A 19721-nucleotide genomic window follows, 5' to 3' on the forward strand; every position below is an offset into this window, starting at 1 on the left:
AGTCTTTACTTATATGCCAACATACCGGTATATTACAGATCAACTATTCATCATATCAAAGAATTCATTGTTATCTTTAGTTATGGATAATTTATCTCTCAAGAATTCCATTGCTTCAACAGAACCCATTGATGATAACAACCTTCTTAATAACCACACCTTCTTTAAACATACATTATCTATTAACATATCTTCTTTTCTTGTACCAGATTTTGAAATGTCTATTGCTGGATATACTCTTTTATCAGATATTTTTCTATCTAATATTATTTCACAATTTCCTGTTCCCTTAAACTCTTCAAATATCACTTCATCCATTTTTGATCCAGTTTCAATCAGTGCTGTTGCTATTATTGTTAATGATCCTCCATTCTCTATATTTCTTGCTGCTCCAAAAAATCTTTTTGGTCTCTGCAAAGCATTAGAATCTACCCCACCAGTTAGTACTTTTCCTGAGGATGGTATCACTGAGTTATATGCTCTTGCTAATCTTGTAATTGAATCAAGCAATATCACAACATTCTTTTTATGTTCTACCATTCTTTTTGCCTTTTCAATCACAATTTCTGCAAGTTGTACATGTCTATACCCAGGCTCATCAAATGTAGAACTTACTACTTCACCTTTTACCGATCTACACATGTCTGTCACTTCTTCTGGTCTTTCACCTATAAGTAACACTATTAATTCTATATCTGGGTGATTTACAGATATTGAATGTGCTATTTGTTGCAATATTATTGTTTTTCCAGCTCTTGGTGGAGCAACTATCAGGGCCCTCTGTCCTTTACCTAAAGGAGCAACTATATCTATTACCCTCATGCTTATATCTTTTTTATGCAAGCTAATAGGATCATTACATTCTAATAATATTCTTTCTTCTGGATATAAAGGAATTAAATCATCAAAGTGCACATATCTTTGTAACTTTGCCATATCCGTAAAGTTTATGCTATGTGCTTTTACTAATGTAAAATATCTTTCTTTTTCGCTCGGAGCTCTTATTTCTCCACTTACTATATCACCTGTTCTTAAATTAAACTTTTTTATTTGTCCTGCAGAAATATATACATCATCACCACTTGCAGCATAATTTGCTTCAGGAGATCTTAAGAATCCAAAACCATCAGATAATATTTCTACTACCCCTCCTCCTATTGCTGCACCTCCATCACTGACTACTTTTTTCATTAATTGGAAGATTATCTCTTGTTTCAGCATTCTCCCATTACTTACTACTCCAAGATCTTCTGCTATTTTTAACAGATCTTCTATAGTTTTCTTCTTCAATTCACTTAAATCCAGTACTTTTACTTCCTGTACTGATTGATCATCTACTCTCCCTTCTATTATTTCCTCTTGTAGCTCTACTTTTACTACTTCACCCTCTTCTTTGTCTAATACATCCGCCTCTAGCTGAACCACTGTATTCTTACTAGAACTCTTTCTACTAACATATTTTGTTCTTTTTCTTTTTCCACTTAACACTATATACCTATAATTTAAACCAATACAAAAAATCTACAAATTATCCATATGCTTATCCATGCAATATTAAAAATTAACATTTGAATCTTAATAGATGCAACACTAATTCTTTAAATTCTATGGTAATTTTATTTAACAATTAACACTACTCGGCAATACATAAGATGAACAGAAATATATCTTAATCAAAACATAAGACAAAAAAGCCTAATAAACTGTACCGATTATAAAATTATAACACTTTGGTATCTTAGCAAACGTAATAAACTTAACTACACAACAGTATACATAACAACACTTAAGAAGAAGTCATTAAAATTATAAGAGTTATCCCCCACCCCTCATTAAGTAAACACCTATTAACGTAATAGCTCTAGACTGAATTAGGGTACAGAAAAATCATTAGTCCTAATATTTTTTACTCTTCTTTCCCTTTCAGCAACTATCTGAGCTTTCATAATTGCTTCATCCAAATCTACTTGAGTACATAAACCAAGTAATACAGGATCCCTAGGTTTAATATTAGTTGAGTTCCAGTGTTCTTTATTTCTAATAGCCGTAATAGTTGATTTTGTAGTCCCTATCAACTTAGCTATACATACATCTTGCATTTCAGGACAATATTTTAAAATCCATGCAACAGCATCAGGCTTGTCTCTACGACGTGCTACAGGTGTATACCTGACAGCCCTTTTCTTACTTTTCTTAAAATTTCTATAGTTAATCAATCTAGGTATTCTAGTAGGATCATTTTGACAACATTCAATTTCTTCTTTTGTAACTTGCCCCATTGTAATTGGATTACATCCAACTACTCCTTTGGCAACTTCACCATCAGCAATACCTTTAACTTCTAATAGATGTAAGTTACAAAATTTCGCTATTTGCTCAAAAGTCAATATAGTATTATCTACTAACCACACCGCAACAGCCCTAGGCATTAGAGGGCCAGAGTCTTCTAATGTAGAAGAAGATTCCTTATGGTTATGAGCTAAAGGAACATTACTATTTGACATACAGATCTCTCCAAATTCTCAATACAGTTAAATAACCATATTATTTACAAAAATAAATAAGATATAAATATTAATAATACATTACTGCTAATGTAATACATACACTTATAAATTATTACCATAAATTTTGCAATAACTTATGTAATATCTTGGAAAACTAACAATCGTATAATAAATATGCAGTAAATTATTTAATTCAGACTGAGATGTTTTTTCGTACAGATGTTTCGTACAGATTTTAATACATATATTATAAAAAATTATTAATAAGATAATGTATAAATTATCAGAGTAAAATTTAGAAAATGTACTTGACACTACTAAAATAAACAGATTAACATTTAGTTTTCTACAAAAATTTTAGGATAAAGATGCCAAAATTAAAAACTAAATCTTCTATCAAAAAGAGATTTAGTGTCACAGCAACAGGGAAAATAAAGTCCACTCAATCTGGAAAGAGACATGGTATGACTAAAAGAAGTAAAAGAAGCATTCGCGTTCAGCGTGGTACTGCTATAATGAATTCTTCTGATTCACGTATAGTTAAGCTTTTCATGCCTTATAGCAGATAGAAGTGTTAATAGATAGAGGTTAAAAATGGCTAGAGTTAAGCGTGGTGTTACTACGAGAGCACGGCATAAGAAAGTTATTAAGCTAGCAAAAGGCTATAGGGGGCGCTCTAAGAATTGCTACAGGATAGCTTTACAAAGAGTAGAAAAAGCTCTGCAATATGCTTATCGTGACAGGCGCAATCGTAAGAGGTTTTTCAGGAGTCTTTGGATTATGCGTATTAATGCAGCTGCAAGACAGTATGGTCTCCTATATTCAGATTTCATTCATGGTATGTCCTTAGCAAACATAACATTGAATAGGAAAATTCTGGCAGATATGGCAGTCAACCATCAGGATAACTTTAAACAAATTGTAAATCTTACTAAAGAAGCTTTAACTAAACATCGTGTCGTACAGTAATATATATAGCTTACAAACAGAGGCTACTAACAGGATATTGTCTAGTTCTTCCCTCGAAGAATTAGAGAGTGTAAGGCTTTATTACTTTGGTAAATCAGGGATTATAACTACATGTTTAAGAAATATTGCTGCAGTTAGCAATATGGAAGAGAGAAAGTCTATTGGAAGCAGCATAAATGCTATATGTGCCGAGCTAAAATCTCTAATTAATTCGCAAAAAGAAAAATTGCACAAAATACAAGTTAATACTCAACTAATGCAAGATACTGTTGATATTAGTTTGCCAATCCGTCCAAAACAAATAGCTAGATTGCATCCTATTTCTAAAACTTTACATGAAGTGAAACATATTTTTTCATCTTTAGGATTTAAACTATCTGATGGACCAGAACTTGAAGATGAATTTCATGTTTTTGATGCACTTAATACACATAAATACCACCCAGCAAGAGAAGAAAATGATACTTTCTATCTAAAAACATTAGTAAACCAAAGAAGAGTTGTATTACGTACACATACGTCCTCCGTACAAATTAGAGTAATGAAATCCAATAAAGGAAATTATCCTATCAAGGTTATTGCACCTGGAAAAGTTTACAGAAATGATTGGGATTCAACTCACAGTCCAATGTTTCATCAAATTGAAGGACTATACATTGATAAAAATGTTAACATGGGACATTTAAAATATTGTGTACATTACTTCCTAAAAAAGTTTTTTGGAGAAAATATTCAAATAAGATTCCGTAATAGTTATTTTCCATTTACTGAACCATCAGCAGAAGTTGATATAAAGAGCAGTAACAGAGATTGGATTGAAATTTTAGGATGTGGAATAGTTCACCATAATGTCTTAACAAATGTAAATATTGATCCAGATCAATACAGTGGATTCGCATTTGGAATTGGAATTGAAAGAATTACCATGCTCAAATACAACATTGGCGACCTGCGTAAATTCTATAGTAACAAATTACAATGGTTAGCTCACCATGGTTTCTGTTTTTCCAATCTTATCACAACATGTTAAAAACAATTCACCAAAAAGGAGCATTAATTACAGGTGGAGCACGTAGATTAGGCAGAGCAATATCAATATTTTTAGCTATCAATGGATATGACATAGCCATTCACTACAATACTTCTAAAGAACATGCATTACAGACAAAAAATATCATTGAAAAGTTCTGTGACAGAAAATGTATTCTTATACAAGCTGATTTAACAGAATTTGACTCGTTAAATTTTCTCATAGAAAAAACTTTTCAACTCATACCTCATTGTAATTGTATTATCAACAATGCTTCAGTATTCTATAAAAACACATTAATGAATACTTCTATTGAAGATTTTACTAATCATTACAATCTCCATATACGTGCTCCCCTATTTTTAACTCAATATTTTGCAAAAAAATGTATTACTATAGGAAATGTTATTAACATGATTGATGTAATGGTGGTAAAAGACAGCACAAAACATTTTATATATACAATGTCAAAAAAATCACTACTAGATTTAACAAAATTTACAGCAGTAGAACTATTTCCAAAGATAAAAGTTAATGCTATTGGCCCCAAAATGATTTCTAATAATTTCTTAGATAACGTTAATTATCATAATATAGTAGATAATCCGAAAGTTAAAACTATTCTTACTAGAATAGCAGAATTATTAGATATCAACAACAACGAAACCGGCACTGTTAATTTTATACAATAATGTACACTAGCTTTTATCAGACCACATGGTACAATGTATTATAAAGACAAAATATAACAGTAAAACATTAAAAGGATTATTCTTAGGTCATCTAAATTTACATACACAAAGTACTTTTTTACACATTTAAAAATAAAATCGCTTAACAATAATCTATTTCTAAATACTCATATATATACTATTTGTATCTTACTTAACTGTAAAGACTGTATTAATCATAATAATTTACTACTAAAGAATAAAAACACAAAAATATACATACTTCTTATATAAAAAAAACTACAGTTCATATTTTTACAATAAATGCTATAATATGGTATACAATCTTATTATATTGTTAATATGTTTGACCGTAAAATACTTGAGATACTCGTTTGTCCACTAACTAGAGACAAGTTACAATATAACAAGGATACCAACGAACTAATTAGTCAAAAAGCTAAATTAGCATTTCCAATACGTAATGGTATCCCAATTATGCTAATAGATGAAGCAAGAAAATTAGAGGAATAATTCTATATTTTAAAAGACTTTTCTAGCTATACACTAAACTAATGACATATTTGTATGTACAAATATAAGCTTATTTAACCAACAGCTGTACCAGCATTATACCGAATTCAGGACTAATTAGACACCTACTACATATATTCTAACGTACACATAAGTTACAAAATACAGAAAACTTGACAATACACATACCTTCACCTTATGTCAGGACATAATTTTATCATATATTAAATAGCAGATTACCAATCAGCATACACATCTTTTTTCCTAATCTGACATAATGCCACAATTGCAACTACTGCCCAAAACATAACATATACTCCAGGAATAAACGTGAGTCCTGTTGCTCTGATAAGCCATGTACACACTACAGGAGCCATACCACCAGATATAGCTGAAGCAATATTACGCGATAATCCAAAACCAGTATATCTAACCTTTGTAGGGAATAACTCAGACATTGCCCCACTTGCCGGACCTAAAGTTGCAGAAAATGGAATGACAAAAATTAAATATGCTATAATTAAATCAATATAGCTATCCTGACTTAATAACCAAAATACTGGTATTGCAACCCAAAATAATGATATAGACGCAATTAACATTACTTTCCTACGTCCTACATAATCCGAAATATATCCAAAAAATACATTCAAAATACCACAAATCATTATATTAAAACTTTCAATAATGCTTATGCTACTAGCGTTGAAACTTAGGTGAATATTTGAGAACTCTTTAATAAACGTAATAAAGAATACCATAAAAATATGAAATGAACAATTTTCTATACAATCAATACATGTTGCCAACACCAAAGGACGCTTATATTTCTTGAATAACTCTAAGAAAGGAGACTGTGAAAGATTATTACTTTCCTTATGAGTATCATATGCAGGACTTTCACCAGTAATACGCCTAATATAAACACTAACTAGGCCCAATAACAGACCAATTACAAAAGGTATTCTCCAACCCCATACTTCAAAATTTTCCCCTGTAAAATACTGGGATAATAAGATCATAAACAATGCAATAATAGAACCAAGTACAGCACTTAAAGTCTCAAAACTACCAAAAAAGCCAATGTTTTTTCCTTTCTTAGAATGCTCTATTAAGAAAGTAGCATTACCAGCCTCTCCACCTAAAGATATCCCCTGCATCAATCTACAAATAATAAGTAATATGGGAGACAATATTCCTATCTTTTCATAGGTTGGTAATATTGAAATAAAAGTAATAGGAACAGATATAGCTATGATTGATAAAGTCAATGCAGCTTTCCTTCCATACTTATCCCCAATGTACCCAAAAATACTTGCTCCGAAAGGACGCATTAAAAATCCAACTGCAAAAATGCTAAATGTCATAATAAGACTAAAATATCTATCTTCCGCTGGAAAAAATAATTTACTGATTACACTCACTAAATTTCCAAATAACACATAATCATACCATACCAAAGTATTACACATGATTGTTGATAATACAGCTCTTTTTAAATTCATATAACTAAAACATCCTCCTATTACACATTCTTTTACAAAGAAAACCTTTACATTTTTCAATAATTTGAGCAACCTTGATTAATTATCATATTGTTTTTAACAACATATTGCAAATTTCTTGTTTTTATCAAAAAACTTAAAGGTAAAATTTAAATGTTTAAAAACACATTTTTAAATTTGACTACCCACTTTATTATGTGTATCATTTTAAAATGTTTTAAGATGTTTTAAAGGTTATATTCTCATGTCTGTAAAGATAAGGTTAGCAAGGTTTGGAGCTAAAAAGCGTCCTTTTTATAGGGTAGTTGTTGCTGATTCCAGAGTTGCAAGAGATGGGAAATTTATTGAATCTTTGGGCTTCTATAATCCAATGCTTCCTAAAGAACATGAGCTGTTTGTTAAAGTTAAGGTTGATAGGCTAAAATACTGGCTAAGTGTTGGTGCACAAGCAACTGATAGAGTGTCTTGGTTTATAAAGAAAGGTATTATTAACATAGGAGCAGCTTAGTACATTCTCAACCCTGTAAGTGTTCTTTATTCGATTTAGATATATCTGCATTACACTTATCAAGGTGTGTTTTTATGGTGTATGTCTTGGCTAATAAGAGTTATCATTCTGATGCTTTTTTTTATAGTAAACTAGTGATGTATGGTGCTTGCAGTAAGTTATTGTCTGGATTTAGGGGATTGATGTCAAAGCATGTAAAAACTTTCAACAAGATAATTCTTTTAAGACTAAATCAAACAATTCACAAAAATGGAAATAACGTAACTCCTAACACGTAAGAATCATGGTTTAAAAAATCGAGATTTGACTATCTAAAATACTAAGAAATATTAACATAAGTTCCTGGATTTAATTTAAGCATACTAGAATATAGTTTCTAACAATCACAAAAAGATTACTATTAGAAACATTAACCCAAGTAGTTTCTAGTAAATACAGATATAGCATAAAAGATTCTAGTACAGATTAGCTTAACATAAAAAATATAATATATAAAAACAACTTTTAACTAAATTACAAGCACAATAACACAGCACTTGTATTATTATTAAATCAAGTATCGCAAGAAATATAACTCATAACAAAATATAAGAAACTATGAAGTTAGCTACACCAAAAAGGCAAGCTTAAAAGCTCCCACTAATAGTCACACATTATAATCTTAATATAGGTAGAAATCCACTACTTGCATAGAAGCTAATAAACTTCTCTAAAACCAAATTTAATGATCGAAAAACAAACTTATAGCTGACAACATCAACTACCTCCAACCACATTCATCTGCAATTTTAACAGATTCAGTTAAATGCTCCTCTAGTTCCTGTAAAGGTAAATTACTCTCCTTAAATACACCAAAAGTTTTCAAAACGTCTGAAATCTCTACCCCTTCTACAACAGGATACTCTTGATTAACTTGAGCATAAACCCTCTGTGCCTTTACACTAGCCAAAAACTCCAATAACCTTATAGCATTTTGCTTGTTCTTTGCATGCTTTGTAACAGCACCACCGCTAATATTAATCATAGTACCCGTAGTTTCCTGATTAGGAAAAAAGATACCAAGTTTTTTAACTGCAGCTTGATCACTTTTTTTGTTAGAAGCTGCAATTCTCCCAAAATAATAACTATTAACTATAGCGATACTACCTTCATCTGCTGCAACAGCATAAAGCTGATCTATATCTCCACCGCTAGGTTTCCTAGCCATATTCGAAACTAATCCTTTAATCCAAATTTTAGCATTCTCTATACCATTATTTGCTATCATAAAAGCAATTAACGACTGATTATATGGGCTACTAGAAGATCTTATTAAAATTTTATCTTTCCACTTCGTATTTGCAAGATGTTCATATGTACTCAACTCACTCTCTTCAATTACATCTTTGTTATATACTATTACCCTTGCACGCTTAGTTAATCCAAACCAAAACCCCTCACTATCTCTATACTTGCTAGGAATCGCTTGACTTAGTGCTTCAGATTGCACAGGCTGTAATAATCCCTTTTTCTTAGCAAGAATAAGATTAACAGCATCTGCAGTCAAAAATACATCAGCTGAAGTAGCACTACCTTCATTTTCCATTCTATTAATAAGTTGAGCAGCTTCATCATTAATATACTGAACATTTATACCAGTTTCCTTAGTAAATTGTTCAAACAAACTATGTAATAATTCTTCCTTACGAGATGAATACACCCGTACTTCTTGTACTGGATTTTGAACTTGTTGTCTTTTAGTAAAGAAATTAAAAGCCAACATAATAACAGCAACGATACCAAGACAAGTAATCAATCTTATCATATTGTTAATCCATAGATATTTATAAGTTCTGTAATTATATAACATCATAGAGCAAATGCAATATTTGATATAATATGCACCTATATTAGTAATTTAATGACATCTATACATTACAAATACATATCCTAACCATAGAAAAGTACAAACAATGAGCACAATTTAATATTATTTCATTAATTAAAATACAATTTCTAAGACAAACTAAATGAACAATTACAGTCTTACTTCCACAAAAAGATTTATAAAATAATATATTAGTTAGCTACTAGCATTATATATCTGGTACCCTATGCTCAGATTTCAAGCTATGCACTTTTTGAGAATCTATATTTATAATACCGATACTAAGTATTAATAGAAGTAAACCTAAATTAACACTGCACTCTACAACAATAAAAAAAATGTTAACCTAAAAAATAATCACAAAAAAGCAGCCCTATATGAATGATAATGCTGTCAAAAAATCTAATGTAAATACAGTAGCATTATCTGTAACACTAAGTTGTGTATTACAAATCAATCATTTGTCAAGCAAGAAACATCTTTATTATTTATATATACATGAAACTAATAAAGAACGCTTATACAAACCCCACATACAAAATAATGTCTACCCAAAAATCAATTTAACATGCATAAATCGAATCCATACAAATGTAATACCTTTGAAAATCTATTGAAAATTTTTTTATATAATTACAACAGGTAAAATTATTTATAACACTAAGTTGTGTATTACAAATCAATCATTTGTCAAGTAAGAAACATCCTTATTATCTATATATACATGAAACTGACAAAAGAATACCTCAATTTAACAATTACTTCATCACACAATACAAATAAGCAGCATTATATTGCTATTTCTTTTAAAAATCCACTAAAATTCATTTACATAAGACGAAATAGTAGACCTATTTATAGTATTATTTGACATATCAGTAGACGAATTATTTCCTCTAAAATAAAAAACAGCTTTATCACTATAACCTGTATCAGTACCAAGATTTGCTACTTCATCACCACTCCCTACATCATATCTTCCACCATATATCCCATTTTCTAGTGCTTCAATACTGACCTTCTGAAAATATTTAGACGAAAGGAAATCATTGTGACTATAGTTAAGGCTCACAGCAATAAAAACATCACCCTGAAATTGATTTACATTATCAGACAGCATTCCAATAACTTGATCATCATAGACTAAGTCCACTTTCGTTGTATACGATATATTATTAGGCCTAATTATATTTCCATGTTCATCCTTATGAATATGATAATCATCAGAATAATACTGTAACTTAAACATCGATCCTTCCTGATATTTATCAAAATCTACTAAACCAATGCTGACACTGTTTTTAGAGTAACTTTGTTTCTCAAATGTGTGAACAAAAATGGGATCAATATATCTATATTCATCTATTAAATCAGATGGCATACCATTAGGATGCTCATCACCACCTGCGGTACACGGCACTAACTTCTGATTTCCACCAACATTAACTAATTTTAAATGGGTAATCGTTTTAGGAAGTTGAAATCTAAGATTTTTTCCTTCGTCAGCAATGAAAAAATCACTTCCATAAGTTCCCATACTATCAGTTGCTGGCTCACTAATGTAAAAAGACATACTTTTAAACTTATGCAATATTTGATCATCATGCTTAATAACTGCCTGATGAATATCGTCACTTATAGCTACAGTACCTTTATCATCTAACAGATCTCCTCGTATTATTACTTTATCATTACGGGGAAACTCCATATTTGCAAGATGCGAATAATCTTTAACTGAAGCATCATGTAACAATAATTTTTGATAATCTGGATACAAATGATTAATACCAGGATGATTAAACTGATTATCGAAGACAACATTTCCATGTTCTGTTTTTTGTATATCATCAACTAAAGCAGTAGTAAATTTACCATCTTTCTCAAGCACAATCATATAGGCTCTATCTGGATAATTATTTGCTATCATCCCAACAACATTGCGGAACACAAAATATATACTACCAGTATCAAGATCCTTAATACAATAACCTCCTTCTGTTGATAACTCACCAATTTTTTGATCATCTACATACAGAGATATTCCACTTGCGTTTCCTTTGCCTAATATAGCAGTACGCAACATTACATTTTGATTAGACACAATACTTTCAATATCAGAATTATCTACTTTTATAATATCACTTAAATCAATATAAGTTAGATCCATCAATAGATCCCTTATGATAGAATCAACACTAGATTCACCACTAAACACTTTTTTGACTTCAGCTTCCCTAAAATCTTCAAAAGCTTTTTGTACTATATACATTTTAATATTACTAACCTGTTGTGGATCACTCATTATTACTTGCTTATAATTACTATAACCTGCTCTATCTAAGAACTGATCTAACAATAAATCTGCATTAGGAAGCTTATCAAATACTTTATCAGCATCTGAATAACGTCCCCTAATATCAAGAACATCACTACTTGAACGAAGATTTGCATCATATTTTTTCAGTATGTTAAATGCATATTCCATATAAGATTGAGTATTGAAATATTCATTGCCATTTTCATCACAATACACATATGCAGGTTTACCAGATGTGGTACTAACCAACTTTAGAAAATTATACTCTGGCTTTACTTCTATCATATCAGAGCTTGCAATATTCCAAGTACGTATGACATTTTTAGCAGCATAATGTACTATAGGTGATATTTCTCCTACTACTTCACCATTCATATTACAAATGTTCTCACAGTAATATTCATTCTTCACATCCCGATTTTCAAAAGCACTAGCATTCTCAGAAGAAAATATTTTTTTGCCCAAGTCTACTTTCAATATATTCATATTCTCTAGATATAAAGAAACGTCTTTAGACTGCACCCACGGTTCAAAATCTGCATATTTACTTATACTAATCATCTCTCCAGCACGAACAGCATCACCTTCTCTTAACGCTTTTAAATACTCTGAAATTACTCCAGGATAATTCTCCTGTAAAAATGTTACAAACGCATGTCCTATACTATACCTCAGATTCTGATCTTTAGTCACTGCAGTATCAGTTGCTTGACCTATATCACCAGAAGAATCCTTTTGTAACACACTTGATGTTATCTCTTTGTCCCTTAACCCTCTCATAATAAAACTACTATCATCCTGTATGTAATCAGCTAATCCCTCTGCAAATATAGAATGATTGACTTTAAGACTAGATAACATATGTCCAGATGCATAACTCTCCAAAGCATGAGTTAATTCATGTTTTAAATTTAATATTTTACCAAACTGATATACATAAATTTGATATGGGATATCAGCATTCCCGTAGAAAGTCACACCACCAGCTCCATTTATTCCTAAGTTATAAAGTCGTCCATAATGTTCATACTGTTCGTTATCATCGAATAGATATAATTCAAAGGTGGTTTCTTTTTTATTAGGGTCTAATCCAAAATTGGACTGAAATTTTGCTATTGCATCATCAAATCCCTCCTCAATCTCATACAATCTTTTACTAGACAAACCTCCTAAGGTATGTATCTCTAGGGTTAATTTCAATTGATCGTTCCTTATAATATGTGTATTAGAAAAAACATTAGATTTAAAGTCCTTAGGATTACCAATAGCAACTATACTATCACCTTTATATGTATCAGTTCCTATAGCAGACACAACAGGTAAAGTTTTATCACTATCAGGAAGAGCCGTATACATCTCACCATGCTTAATGTCATCTTGCATGAGAGGTGGAATTACATGTTCCTGTACACCACCAATCTTAGTACCATATTGATAATCAAAAGAGCTTCCATTTTGATTTGATGTATTTACAGCATTATGTTTTACCATTTTGCTAGTACTAACTTGACCATTATTATGTTCTAAGAAAACTGTCATAAGATCCATTTATTAAAATATTAATTTAGAGCAGAATCATACATGTAATATATTAAAATGTCAATATAAATAAGTTAATAAATTAACTAATTAATTATACTTCAGATATAATATATTGATATTCTTGTACAAGAATATTAATGAGTTTATCAATTAATACTTTTTTGTAATAAAAAACTAATAATGATTATATGAAATATCTTAATAATTATTCAGAGAATAATATGAACAACAATACACCGATTCCAGCAAATCAAGAATTTTCTTTCAAATTAGAAGTAGGAAGAGATCTAAACAATCTTTGCACTGGCAACATATATAAAGCCAAAGTAATAGATAAAGATAATACTGAAATAGTTATGCCATCAAAAAGCTATTTCTTTGTAGGTGATAAATTTTACGTTCTATACAATGGCTATCAAAACGACGACTACCTTAATATTCCTTCTGAATACCGATATATTAAAGCAGAACACATACAACGTACTGACTATAACGACGAAACTAAAGATTTTTATCGCCTAGTAATATGTGATAAAGACGGAGAAGCATATTACCTGAGTTATCATAAGTTCAAGATAAGCCTGGAAAATATATTAAAAACATCAGAAAAAATAGACTTGAAAGAATATTATAACATACAAGAGACAAGAGGAAATGGCCCACTATTCAAAATAGTATCAGAAACACCAGATAAAAACACAGAAACATCTGCTGCTATACTTTTAGACTTATATTCTGGTCAAGAATTTGGAAAACTAAGTTCAGAATCCTTACAATACGGATATTACACCTCCCTAGAACATGATGGTTTCAGATTAAATTATTCTGACATCAACAAGCACCAAATTAATGATGATGGTAGTATTAACTTATACAACATTTCAGATAGTCTCATGCAAGAAGAAATAGAAAATAGTCCAGTTTTTCTCATAGTACAAAATGGAGAGTACTTTTTTACAGACATACAACAAGAGGAGTCATTAGTAACCAACTACAATACAGCATCAAGCATTTTAGATGCTGCTAACTTTATAATAATAAAGGACAAACCAAATGATGATGATTATATAGATATAAATATGCATGAGAAATTCATTTTTAGAATCGTCAAAAGTAATTTATACAAAGAAGATAATAAAAATTATGCCAGTATAATATTAGAAGATAAAGAAATATTACTAATTGCTAAGGATGACAATACGGATATTTTCTTTGATGGAAATTCTTATTTTGAATATTGTAACAATGTTGAAGAAACATGCAAATATGGTGAGCCTACATCAGGATTCGCTAAACCCTTTTTTAAGATTGTACAAAAGAAATTAGATGCAACCAATATGTATATTACTATGAAATTAGATAAAGAAAATCACATTCAGACATATTTATCTGACAAACAAGGAAATCATATCCTTGATTTACCCAATACAGAACTAGCAGAATACTTATCAACCAACTTATCATTAAATTTTCATCAAAATGAAATACAAAACACCTTTACAGAACATATAACTTATGAAGAAGAAAGTGATACAACACAAGAACATAATGTCTTAGATTCAAAAGATGAAAATGCAGCATCAGAAAACTCAGCAGATAAAACACCTGATACCAATGAACATAATATTTCTAATCCTATTATAGAGGAAGATACTGATGATAAAAATGCAGCATCAGAAAACTCAGCAGATGAAACACCTGATACCAATGAACATAATATTTCTAATCCTATTATAGAGGAAGATACTGATGATAAAAATGCAGCATCAGAAAACTCAGCAGATGAAACACCTGATACCAATGAACATAATATTTCTAATCCTACTATAGAAGAAAACACTGATACCGTATATTTCCCATTATCACAGGAACATATAAAGATAGGTGATGTCATAGATGATGGTAAATATTCCATATCGTTTGATCTTACATATGAAGAGCTGTTAAATTTTTACCAAGCTGTAAAAGAAAATTATAGTTATGACCAAGTATGGAGTGCATATAACAATATATTCAAAAACTATGGTAAAGAACAACAAAACAACAACATTTATATTGATGAAAATGATCATATATTCATCGACAACTATGATTTTGGATTACTACAATAAATTGATATAGTTTATTAGGTATATGATTAAAAATTCACAGTAGGTATACTAATCTAAAAGAGTAAGCCTACCAAGTATAGAAGCTTGAAACAGAATGTGGAGGTAAGCGGATTCGAACCGCTCGCCTTCTGCGTGCAAAGCAGATACTCTACCAAATGAGCTATACCCCCCTAAAACACAGTGAAAGTACACGTTATCATAAAACAATGCTTAAAATACATAACACAAGCTTATCAACAATTCAAGAATAATAATTAATCATAAATACAATTTTACTTATGAATATATTAAGGTGCTTTCTCATTAATTATTTTTGCAATTATATTGCTAAAATCATTTATATTTTTAAAATTCATATATACAGAAGCAAATCTAACATATGCTACCTTATCTAACTTAAAAAGATTATCCATAACCATTTTCCCAATAACATTAGTCGGAATAGCATTCTCTTTTTTCCCTTCAAGTTCATAAAGAATATTATTAACCATCATATTTATCCCTTCATGACTTACAGGACGCTTTTTCGTAGCTATTAAAATCGAAGAAAGCAATTTTTGCTTATTGAATAATTCAGTTTCGCCATTTTTTTTAACAACCATAAATGATCTAAGAAGTAATTTTTCAGTTGTAGTAAATCTAGAGTGACATACAATACAAGATCTCCGTCTTCTAATTAACATGTCATCTTCTATAGATCTTGAACCTTTAACTTGAGTATTATTACTATTACAGAAAGGACATTTCATAATTACTTACAATTATTACTTGCTTAAGATAATTATCACACAAAAACATTAACTAAATACCATAGTTAATAGTTGTATTGTATTATCATAATTATTATACTAATGTAAAATAAATTACCAATTGTTAAGACATGCAATTCCTCCGTAATCTACAGTTCCTGACAAAAAGAAATAAGAAATTAATTGGTAAGGATATTTTAGGTAATAGCTACTATATTACAACAGCAAATGGAATCGAAAAAAGATGGGTAATATATAATGGTAAAGCAGATCCAACAAAAATTTCTGCCCCATGGCATATGTGGTTGCATTATACGGATAATCAGGTACCAAAATCTCCAAAAAATCTACACTTTCCAAATCTAACTGGTACTCGTTATGCTTATCATCCTAACAAAATTTTTTGCTCCTACAATACAAGATAACGTTAAATATTATTGGTAGTCTCATGCATCGATCTAGTGTCATTGAAATTTTTGCAGGACTCATTGTTTTAGCAGCTGCAATATCTATTGGAATCATAGCATTCAAAAAATTACCTTATAATACTACTTCACATAATTGTTACACAGTAAAAGCACATTTTCCAAGCGTAGATGGTCTAGACATGGGAGATGACATAACATTATCTGGAGTAAAAATAGGCACAGTAACATCAATATCACTTGATACAACCTATAACCCCACAGTTACAATGTGTATACAGAAGAATATTCTACTACCTTCAGATAGTTCAGCATCTTTATCACTCTCTAATCTCCTAGGAAGAAGACATATCGATATTGCACTTGGCGCAAGTCAAGATTACATCCCTACTGGAGGATTTATTGAACATACAAATTCAGATTTAAATCTTAATGTCATTTTTACAAAACTAGTTAACAAATTTGTCAAGTAATAGTAGACAAATCTGCTATCAATTAAAACATTAATTAGTACATCGCTTGTATTAAGGATAAACAAGAAAGCTTCCTCTTAATAATGCATAAATTTTCGTTATATCACTTATAAACACTATTCAAAACAATCATTTAATGCTATCATGCAGGTAGTGTGTAGTGAAGGTAGTGGGTTATGAATTGTTTTTATTATATATTGTCTTACATTATTGACAATCCAAGTTATGCTACTCTATTAGTACTGGTACTATTTGCAGTTACAGCTTATTTATTAAAACGCAAAATAAGAAATAAATCTAAATACAAAAAATCAACAACACCATATACTAATACTAGTAGTGGTAGCTCATCTGCTTATAAACCATACAAAAGAAATTATGTAGTAGCACATAGTAAAGGAAGTAGCCTTTTTGCCATTGAATCAGTATCTCAAGTATTTGAAAGCAAAACACAAGGAAGGAGCAAATAGTTCCCTTTTATAAAAGATGTCAACCTATTGTCTAGTATAGCTTTTTTAAAAGTTAATAAATACAACATTTAGGTACACTTAATTTTCTTGAGTACTATCATGAATACACATTAAAGTTATTTATATAATATGCTACAAGAATAACAGAAGCAATTGTCATTATTTAAGTATTCACAATAACAGAAATTTTAAACAATTATATCTGCCAAATACTTTAATAGATAAGTCACAAAGAAAAGATAAATCTTATTAAAAAAGACATTATTTAGCACCAACTTTCAGAAATTGCGTATAAATACGCAAGCTTTACCCTTAAAATCACATAAATTTAATACAGCAGTGATTCTGCTATTCTATTAGAAATCAGCATTAAAGGTACTGGATATAACCCCAGAATAATAGAGGAAATCGCCATTACCCAAATACACAATACCATAACATTAGGAATTTCAAACAACTTCTTCACTTGTTTATCAGATGACTTGAAACATGTTGCTTCAATTATATGCCACACATATACCACAGATAATCCAGACCCTACAAGCAAAACAACTACACCTAACCAAGAATTAGCTTTAATCGCTGCATCAAAAATATACCACTTAGAAATAAACCCTGAAGTTATTGGCATTCCAATAAGGCTTATACATAAAATAACAAATGGTAATGCAATCTTTGGCATATTTTTCCACACGTTTACACAATCTTTAAGATCAAGACTACCACAATTATAAGAAATACTACCCATTACCATAAATAATGCTGACTTCACTATACTATGATTGATTATATAAGTTACAGCAGCTATTAAACCATAGTAAGTATTCAAACCCACAGCAAATATAATGCACCCCAGATGTGCTACACTAGAGTATGCAAAGATTCTTTTCATATTATTACTTAACATTGCAAATACAGACGCAAAAATCACTGATAACACAGCAAAAACCATAAACACAATATTAAAAGGTAAAGTTAATAGAACTAATTGAGCTTTAAAAATATCATATATTACTTTCATTACAAGATAGATCATTACTTTAGTAGAAACACCAGAAAAGAACACCGAAATAAAAGTAGGAGCATAACTATAGGCTTGTATTAACCATTTATGAAACGGGAATAGAGCTGCTTTAATAAACAAACCTACTGCTATGAACAACAATCCAACTTGTATCGCTTTATTTGTTGCCAAAGATTTACCTTGAATTATTAAAAATAAATCCCCAACATTTAAGGTTCCAGTTATGGCATATAAAAACCCCACCCCTATTAAATAAAACGTTGCTCCAATAGTACCTATTACCAAGTAATCAAATGCAGCTACTAAAGCTGTCTTATCCTTACCCATTGCAACCAAAATATATGAAGAAATAGATGATATTTCTAGAAAAACATAAATATTAAAAACATCATTTGAAACTAATATGCCTAAAAAGCCACTAAAACATAACAAGAATATAGAATAAAAACTTGGTATAGTACTAACGTTTATTTCTTTGGTATTAGGATATATACCATATAGAATACTCATCATAGCAACAAACCCAACTAAAAGGAGCATTGTCGAATTAAATATATTTACTTTAAGTTCTATGCCATAAGGCACCACCCACCCACCTACGCTATACTTAATAACACCATCAGGATATACTTGAAAAAACAGCATCACTGCAATAGAGAAAGATACTAATACTACAACAGTGGATACTACCTTAACTAATCTAGCATCTTTCAATAACGCACATACTATTGCAGAAAGTAAAGGTATAACAATCTGCAAAACAGGTAACGAACTAACCATCACATATACCCATAAATTCAATAATATATGATTGACAAACCTACTAAAATATTATCAAAAAGGCAAGCGCCTTTATTGTAAAATAATAACAATTAACTGATTTATATGAAGATATACAATAAATTGCTGGTTTTCACCTTTAATATGTTCGTTTATCAACACAACTAACACACAAAAAAATTAGCCCTATAAAAGGTCCTTAAAATTATTTATAACTCAAAATACTTATTACTCAACAG

The 19721-nt window shown here is 30.2% G+C and carries 18 protein-coding genes and 1 tRNA gene; 11 read left to right on the top strand and 8 right to left on the bottom strand.

Going from position 1 to position 19721, the window contains the following annotated elements; genetic code table 11:
- Window positions 1-39: 39 nt before the first annotated feature.
- Both rho and PVA18_RS03940 read right to left on the bottom strand, forming a co-directional pair.
- Window positions 40-1353: a transcription termination factor Rho gene (gene rho / locus PVA18_RS03935; RefSeq protein ID WP_410517989.1), complete on the bottom strand. Its 1314-nt coding sequence runs from the start codon at window positions 1351-1353 to the stop codon at window positions 40-42.
- Between the two features lie 518 nt (window positions 1354-1871).
- Window positions 1872-2504 (bottom strand): cell cycle transcriptional regulator TrcR, encoded by a 633-nt coding sequence (locus tag PVA18_RS03940; protein WP_045804910.1) that lies wholly within the window; start codon window positions 2502-2504, stop codon window positions 1872-1874.
- 371 nt (window positions 2505-2875) lie between these two features.
- Between PVA18_RS03940 and rpmI the strand changes: the two genes are divergently transcribed.
- The 5 genes from rpmI (at window position 2876) to PVA18_RS03965 (ending at window position 5711) form a co-directional block, all read left to right on the top strand.
- On the top strand, window positions 2876-3076 hold the full coding sequence (gene rpmI, locus PVA18_RS03945; protein ID WP_045804911.1) for a 50S ribosomal protein L35: 201 nt from the start codon (window positions 2876-2878) through the stop codon (window positions 3074-3076).
- 25 nt (window positions 3077-3101) lie between these two features.
- On the top strand, window positions 3102-3476 hold the full coding sequence (rplT, locus tag PVA18_RS03950; RefSeq protein ID WP_045804912.1) for a 50S ribosomal protein L20: 375 nt from the start codon (window positions 3102-3104) through the stop codon (window positions 3474-3476).
- Entirely contained in the window at window positions 3463-4506 is a 1044-nt protein-coding gene (pheS, locus tag PVA18_RS03955; protein ID WP_045804913.1) for a phenylalanine--tRNA ligase subunit alpha, read from the top strand. Before rplT ends, pheS begins: the two co-directional genes overlap by 14 nt.
- Window positions 4500-5198, top strand: a complete 699-nt coding sequence (locus tag PVA18_RS03960; RefSeq protein ID WP_045804914.1) for an SDR family NAD(P)-dependent oxidoreductase — start codon at window positions 4500-4502, stop codon at window positions 5196-5198. The genes pheS and PVA18_RS03960 overlap by 7 nt, the downstream gene beginning before the upstream one ends.
- Window positions 5199-5540: 342 nt before the next feature.
- On the top strand, window positions 5541-5711 hold the full coding sequence (locus tag PVA18_RS03965; RefSeq protein WP_082058914.1) for a Trm112 family protein: 171 nt from the start codon (window positions 5541-5543) through the stop codon (window positions 5709-5711).
- A gap of 236 nt (window positions 5712-5947) precedes the next feature.
- Here the strand turns inward: PVA18_RS03965 and PVA18_RS03970 are convergent, their stop codons facing one another.
- A complete protein-coding gene (locus PVA18_RS03970) occupies window positions 5948-7216 on the bottom strand; it encodes an MFS transporter (protein WP_045805035.1) in 1269 nt (422 codons plus the stop codon).
- Window positions 7217-7460: 244 nt separating this feature from the next.
- On the opposite strand from PVA18_RS03970, the gene rpsP reads away from it, so the two are divergent.
- Together rpsP and PVA18_RS03980 are read left to right on the top strand one after the other, a co-directional pair.
- Window positions 7461-7724 (top strand): 30S ribosomal protein S16, encoded by a 264-nt coding sequence (gene rpsP, locus PVA18_RS03975; protein ID WP_045804915.1) that lies wholly within the window; start codon window positions 7461-7463, stop codon window positions 7722-7724.
- Window positions 7725-7798: 74 nt separating this feature from the next.
- Entirely contained in the window at window positions 7799-8002 is a 204-nt protein-coding gene (locus PVA18_RS03980) for a hypothetical protein (RefSeq protein WP_045804916.1), read from the top strand.
- Between the two features lie 482 nt (window positions 8003-8484).
- Here the strand turns inward: PVA18_RS03980 and PVA18_RS03985 are convergent, their stop codons facing one another.
- Window positions 8485-9528 carry a Fe(3+) ABC transporter substrate-binding protein gene (locus tag PVA18_RS03985; protein ID WP_045804917.1) on the bottom strand — a complete coding sequence of 348 codons (1044 nt, stop codon included), beginning with the start codon at window positions 9526-9528 and terminating at the stop codon, window positions 8485-8487.
- Between the two features lie 880 nt (window positions 9529-10408).
- Window positions 10409-13447, bottom strand: coding sequence for a collagenase (locus PVA18_RS03990; protein ID WP_045804919.1), 3039 nt, complete (start codon window positions 13445-13447; stop codon window positions 10409-10411).
- Window positions 13448-13638: 191 nt separating this feature from the next.
- Here PVA18_RS03990 and PVA18_RS03995 point away from each other — a divergent pair, with 191 nt between their 5' ends.
- Window positions 13639-15561 (top strand): hypothetical protein, encoded by a 1923-nt coding sequence (locus PVA18_RS03995; protein ID WP_052692804.1) that lies wholly within the window; start codon window positions 13639-13641, stop codon window positions 15559-15561.
- Between the two features lie 97 nt (window positions 15562-15658).
- Here PVA18_RS03995 and PVA18_RS04000 read toward each other — a convergent pair.
- Window positions 15659-15731, bottom strand: a tRNA-Ala gene (locus tag PVA18_RS04000).
- Between the two features lie 117 nt (window positions 15732-15848).
- Window positions 15849-16310, bottom strand: a complete 462-nt coding sequence (nrdR, locus tag PVA18_RS04005; RefSeq protein WP_434431847.1) for a transcriptional regulator NrdR — start codon at window positions 16308-16310, stop codon at window positions 15849-15851.
- Window positions 16311-16441: 131 nt separating this feature from the next.
- On the opposite strand from nrdR, the gene PVA18_RS04010 reads away from it, so the two are divergent.
- The 3 genes from PVA18_RS04010 (at window position 16442) to PVA18_RS04020 (ending at window position 17678) form a co-directional block, all read left to right on the top strand.
- A complete protein-coding gene (locus PVA18_RS04010) occupies window positions 16442-16735 on the top strand; it encodes an NADH-ubiquinone oxidoreductase subunit NDUFA12 family protein (protein ID WP_045804921.1) in 294 nt (97 codons plus the stop codon).
- 23 nt (window positions 16736-16758) lie between these two features.
- Complete coding sequence (gene mlaD, locus PVA18_RS04015; protein ID WP_045804922.1) at window positions 16759-17208, top strand: outer membrane lipid asymmetry maintenance protein MlaD; 450 nt, start codon at window positions 16759-16761, stop codon at window positions 17206-17208.
- A 176-nt stretch (window positions 17209-17384) separates the two neighbouring features.
- Window positions 17385-17678 carry a hypothetical protein gene (locus PVA18_RS04020; RefSeq protein WP_045804923.1) on the top strand — a complete coding sequence of 98 codons (294 nt, stop codon included), beginning with the start codon at window positions 17385-17387 and terminating at the stop codon, window positions 17676-17678.
- 328 nt (window positions 17679-18006) lie between these two features.
- On the opposite strand, the gene PVA18_RS04025 is transcribed toward PVA18_RS04020, so the two are convergent.
- Window positions 18007-19482: a proton-conducting transporter transmembrane domain-containing protein gene (locus PVA18_RS04025; protein ID WP_045804924.1), complete on the bottom strand. Its 1476-nt coding sequence runs from the start codon at window positions 19480-19482 to the stop codon at window positions 18007-18009.
- Window positions 19483-19721 lie beyond the last annotated feature (239 nt).

This window comes from Ehrlichia muris subsp. eauclairensis, assembly GCF_051097115.1.
Taxonomy (GTDB): Bacteria; Pseudomonadota; Alphaproteobacteria; order Rickettsiales; family Anaplasmataceae; genus Ehrlichia; species Ehrlichia muris.

Coding starts and splice junctions, on each gene's coding strand:
- rplT (WP_045804912.1), top strand. CDS start 3,102: ATGGCTAGAGTTAAGCGTGGTGTTACTACGAGAGCACGGCATAAGAAA.
- PVA18_RS03940 (WP_045804910.1), bottom strand. CDS start 2,504: ATGTCAAATAGTAATGTTCCTTTAGCTCATAACCATAAGGAATCTTCT.
- PVA18_RS04020 (WP_045804923.1), top strand. CDS start 17,385: ATGAATTGTTTTTATTATATATTGTCTTACATTATTGACAATCCAAGT.
- PVA18_RS03960 (WP_045804914.1), top strand. CDS start 4,500: ATGTTAAAAACAATTCACCAAAAAGGAGCATTAATTACAGGTGGAGCA.
- PVA18_RS03970 (WP_045805035.1), bottom strand. CDS start 7,216: ATGAATTTAAAAAGAGCTGTATTATCAACAATCATGTGTAATACTTTG.
- rpmI (WP_045804911.1), top strand. CDS start 2,876: ATGCCAAAATTAAAAACTAAATCTTCTATCAAAAAGAGATTTAGTGTC.
- PVA18_RS04010 (WP_045804921.1), top strand. CDS start 16,442: ATGCAATTCCTCCGTAATCTACAGTTCCTGACAAAAAGAAATAAGAAA.
- PVA18_RS03995 (WP_052692804.1), top strand. CDS start 13,639: ATGAAATATCTTAATAATTATTCAGAGAATAATATGAACAACAATACA.
- rpsP (WP_045804915.1), top strand. CDS start 7,461: ATGTCTGTAAAGATAAGGTTAGCAAGGTTTGGAGCTAAAAAGCGTCCT.
- nrdR (WP_434431847.1), bottom strand. CDS start 16,310: ATGAAATGTCCTTTCTGTAATAGTAATAATACTCAAGTTAAAGGTTCA.
- PVA18_RS03980 (WP_045804916.1), top strand. CDS start 7,799: ATGGTGTATGTCTTGGCTAATAAGAGTTATCATTCTGATGCTTTTTTT.
- mlaD (WP_045804922.1), top strand. CDS start 16,759: ATGCATCGATCTAGTGTCATTGAAATTTTTGCAGGACTCATTGTTTTA.
- PVA18_RS04025 (WP_045804924.1), bottom strand. CDS start 19,482: ATGGTTAGTTCGTTACCTGTTTTGCAGATTGTTATACCTTTACTTTCT.
- PVA18_RS03965 (WP_082058914.1), top strand. CDS start 5,541: ATGTTTGACCGTAAAATACTTGAGATACTCGTTTGTCCACTAACTAGA.
- PVA18_RS03985 (WP_045804917.1), bottom strand. CDS start 9,528: ATGATAAGATTGATTACTTGTCTTGGTATCGTTGCTGTTATTATGTTG.
- PVA18_RS03990 (WP_045804919.1), bottom strand. CDS start 13,447: ATGACAGTTTTCTTAGAACATAATAATGGTCAAGTTAGTACTAGCAAA.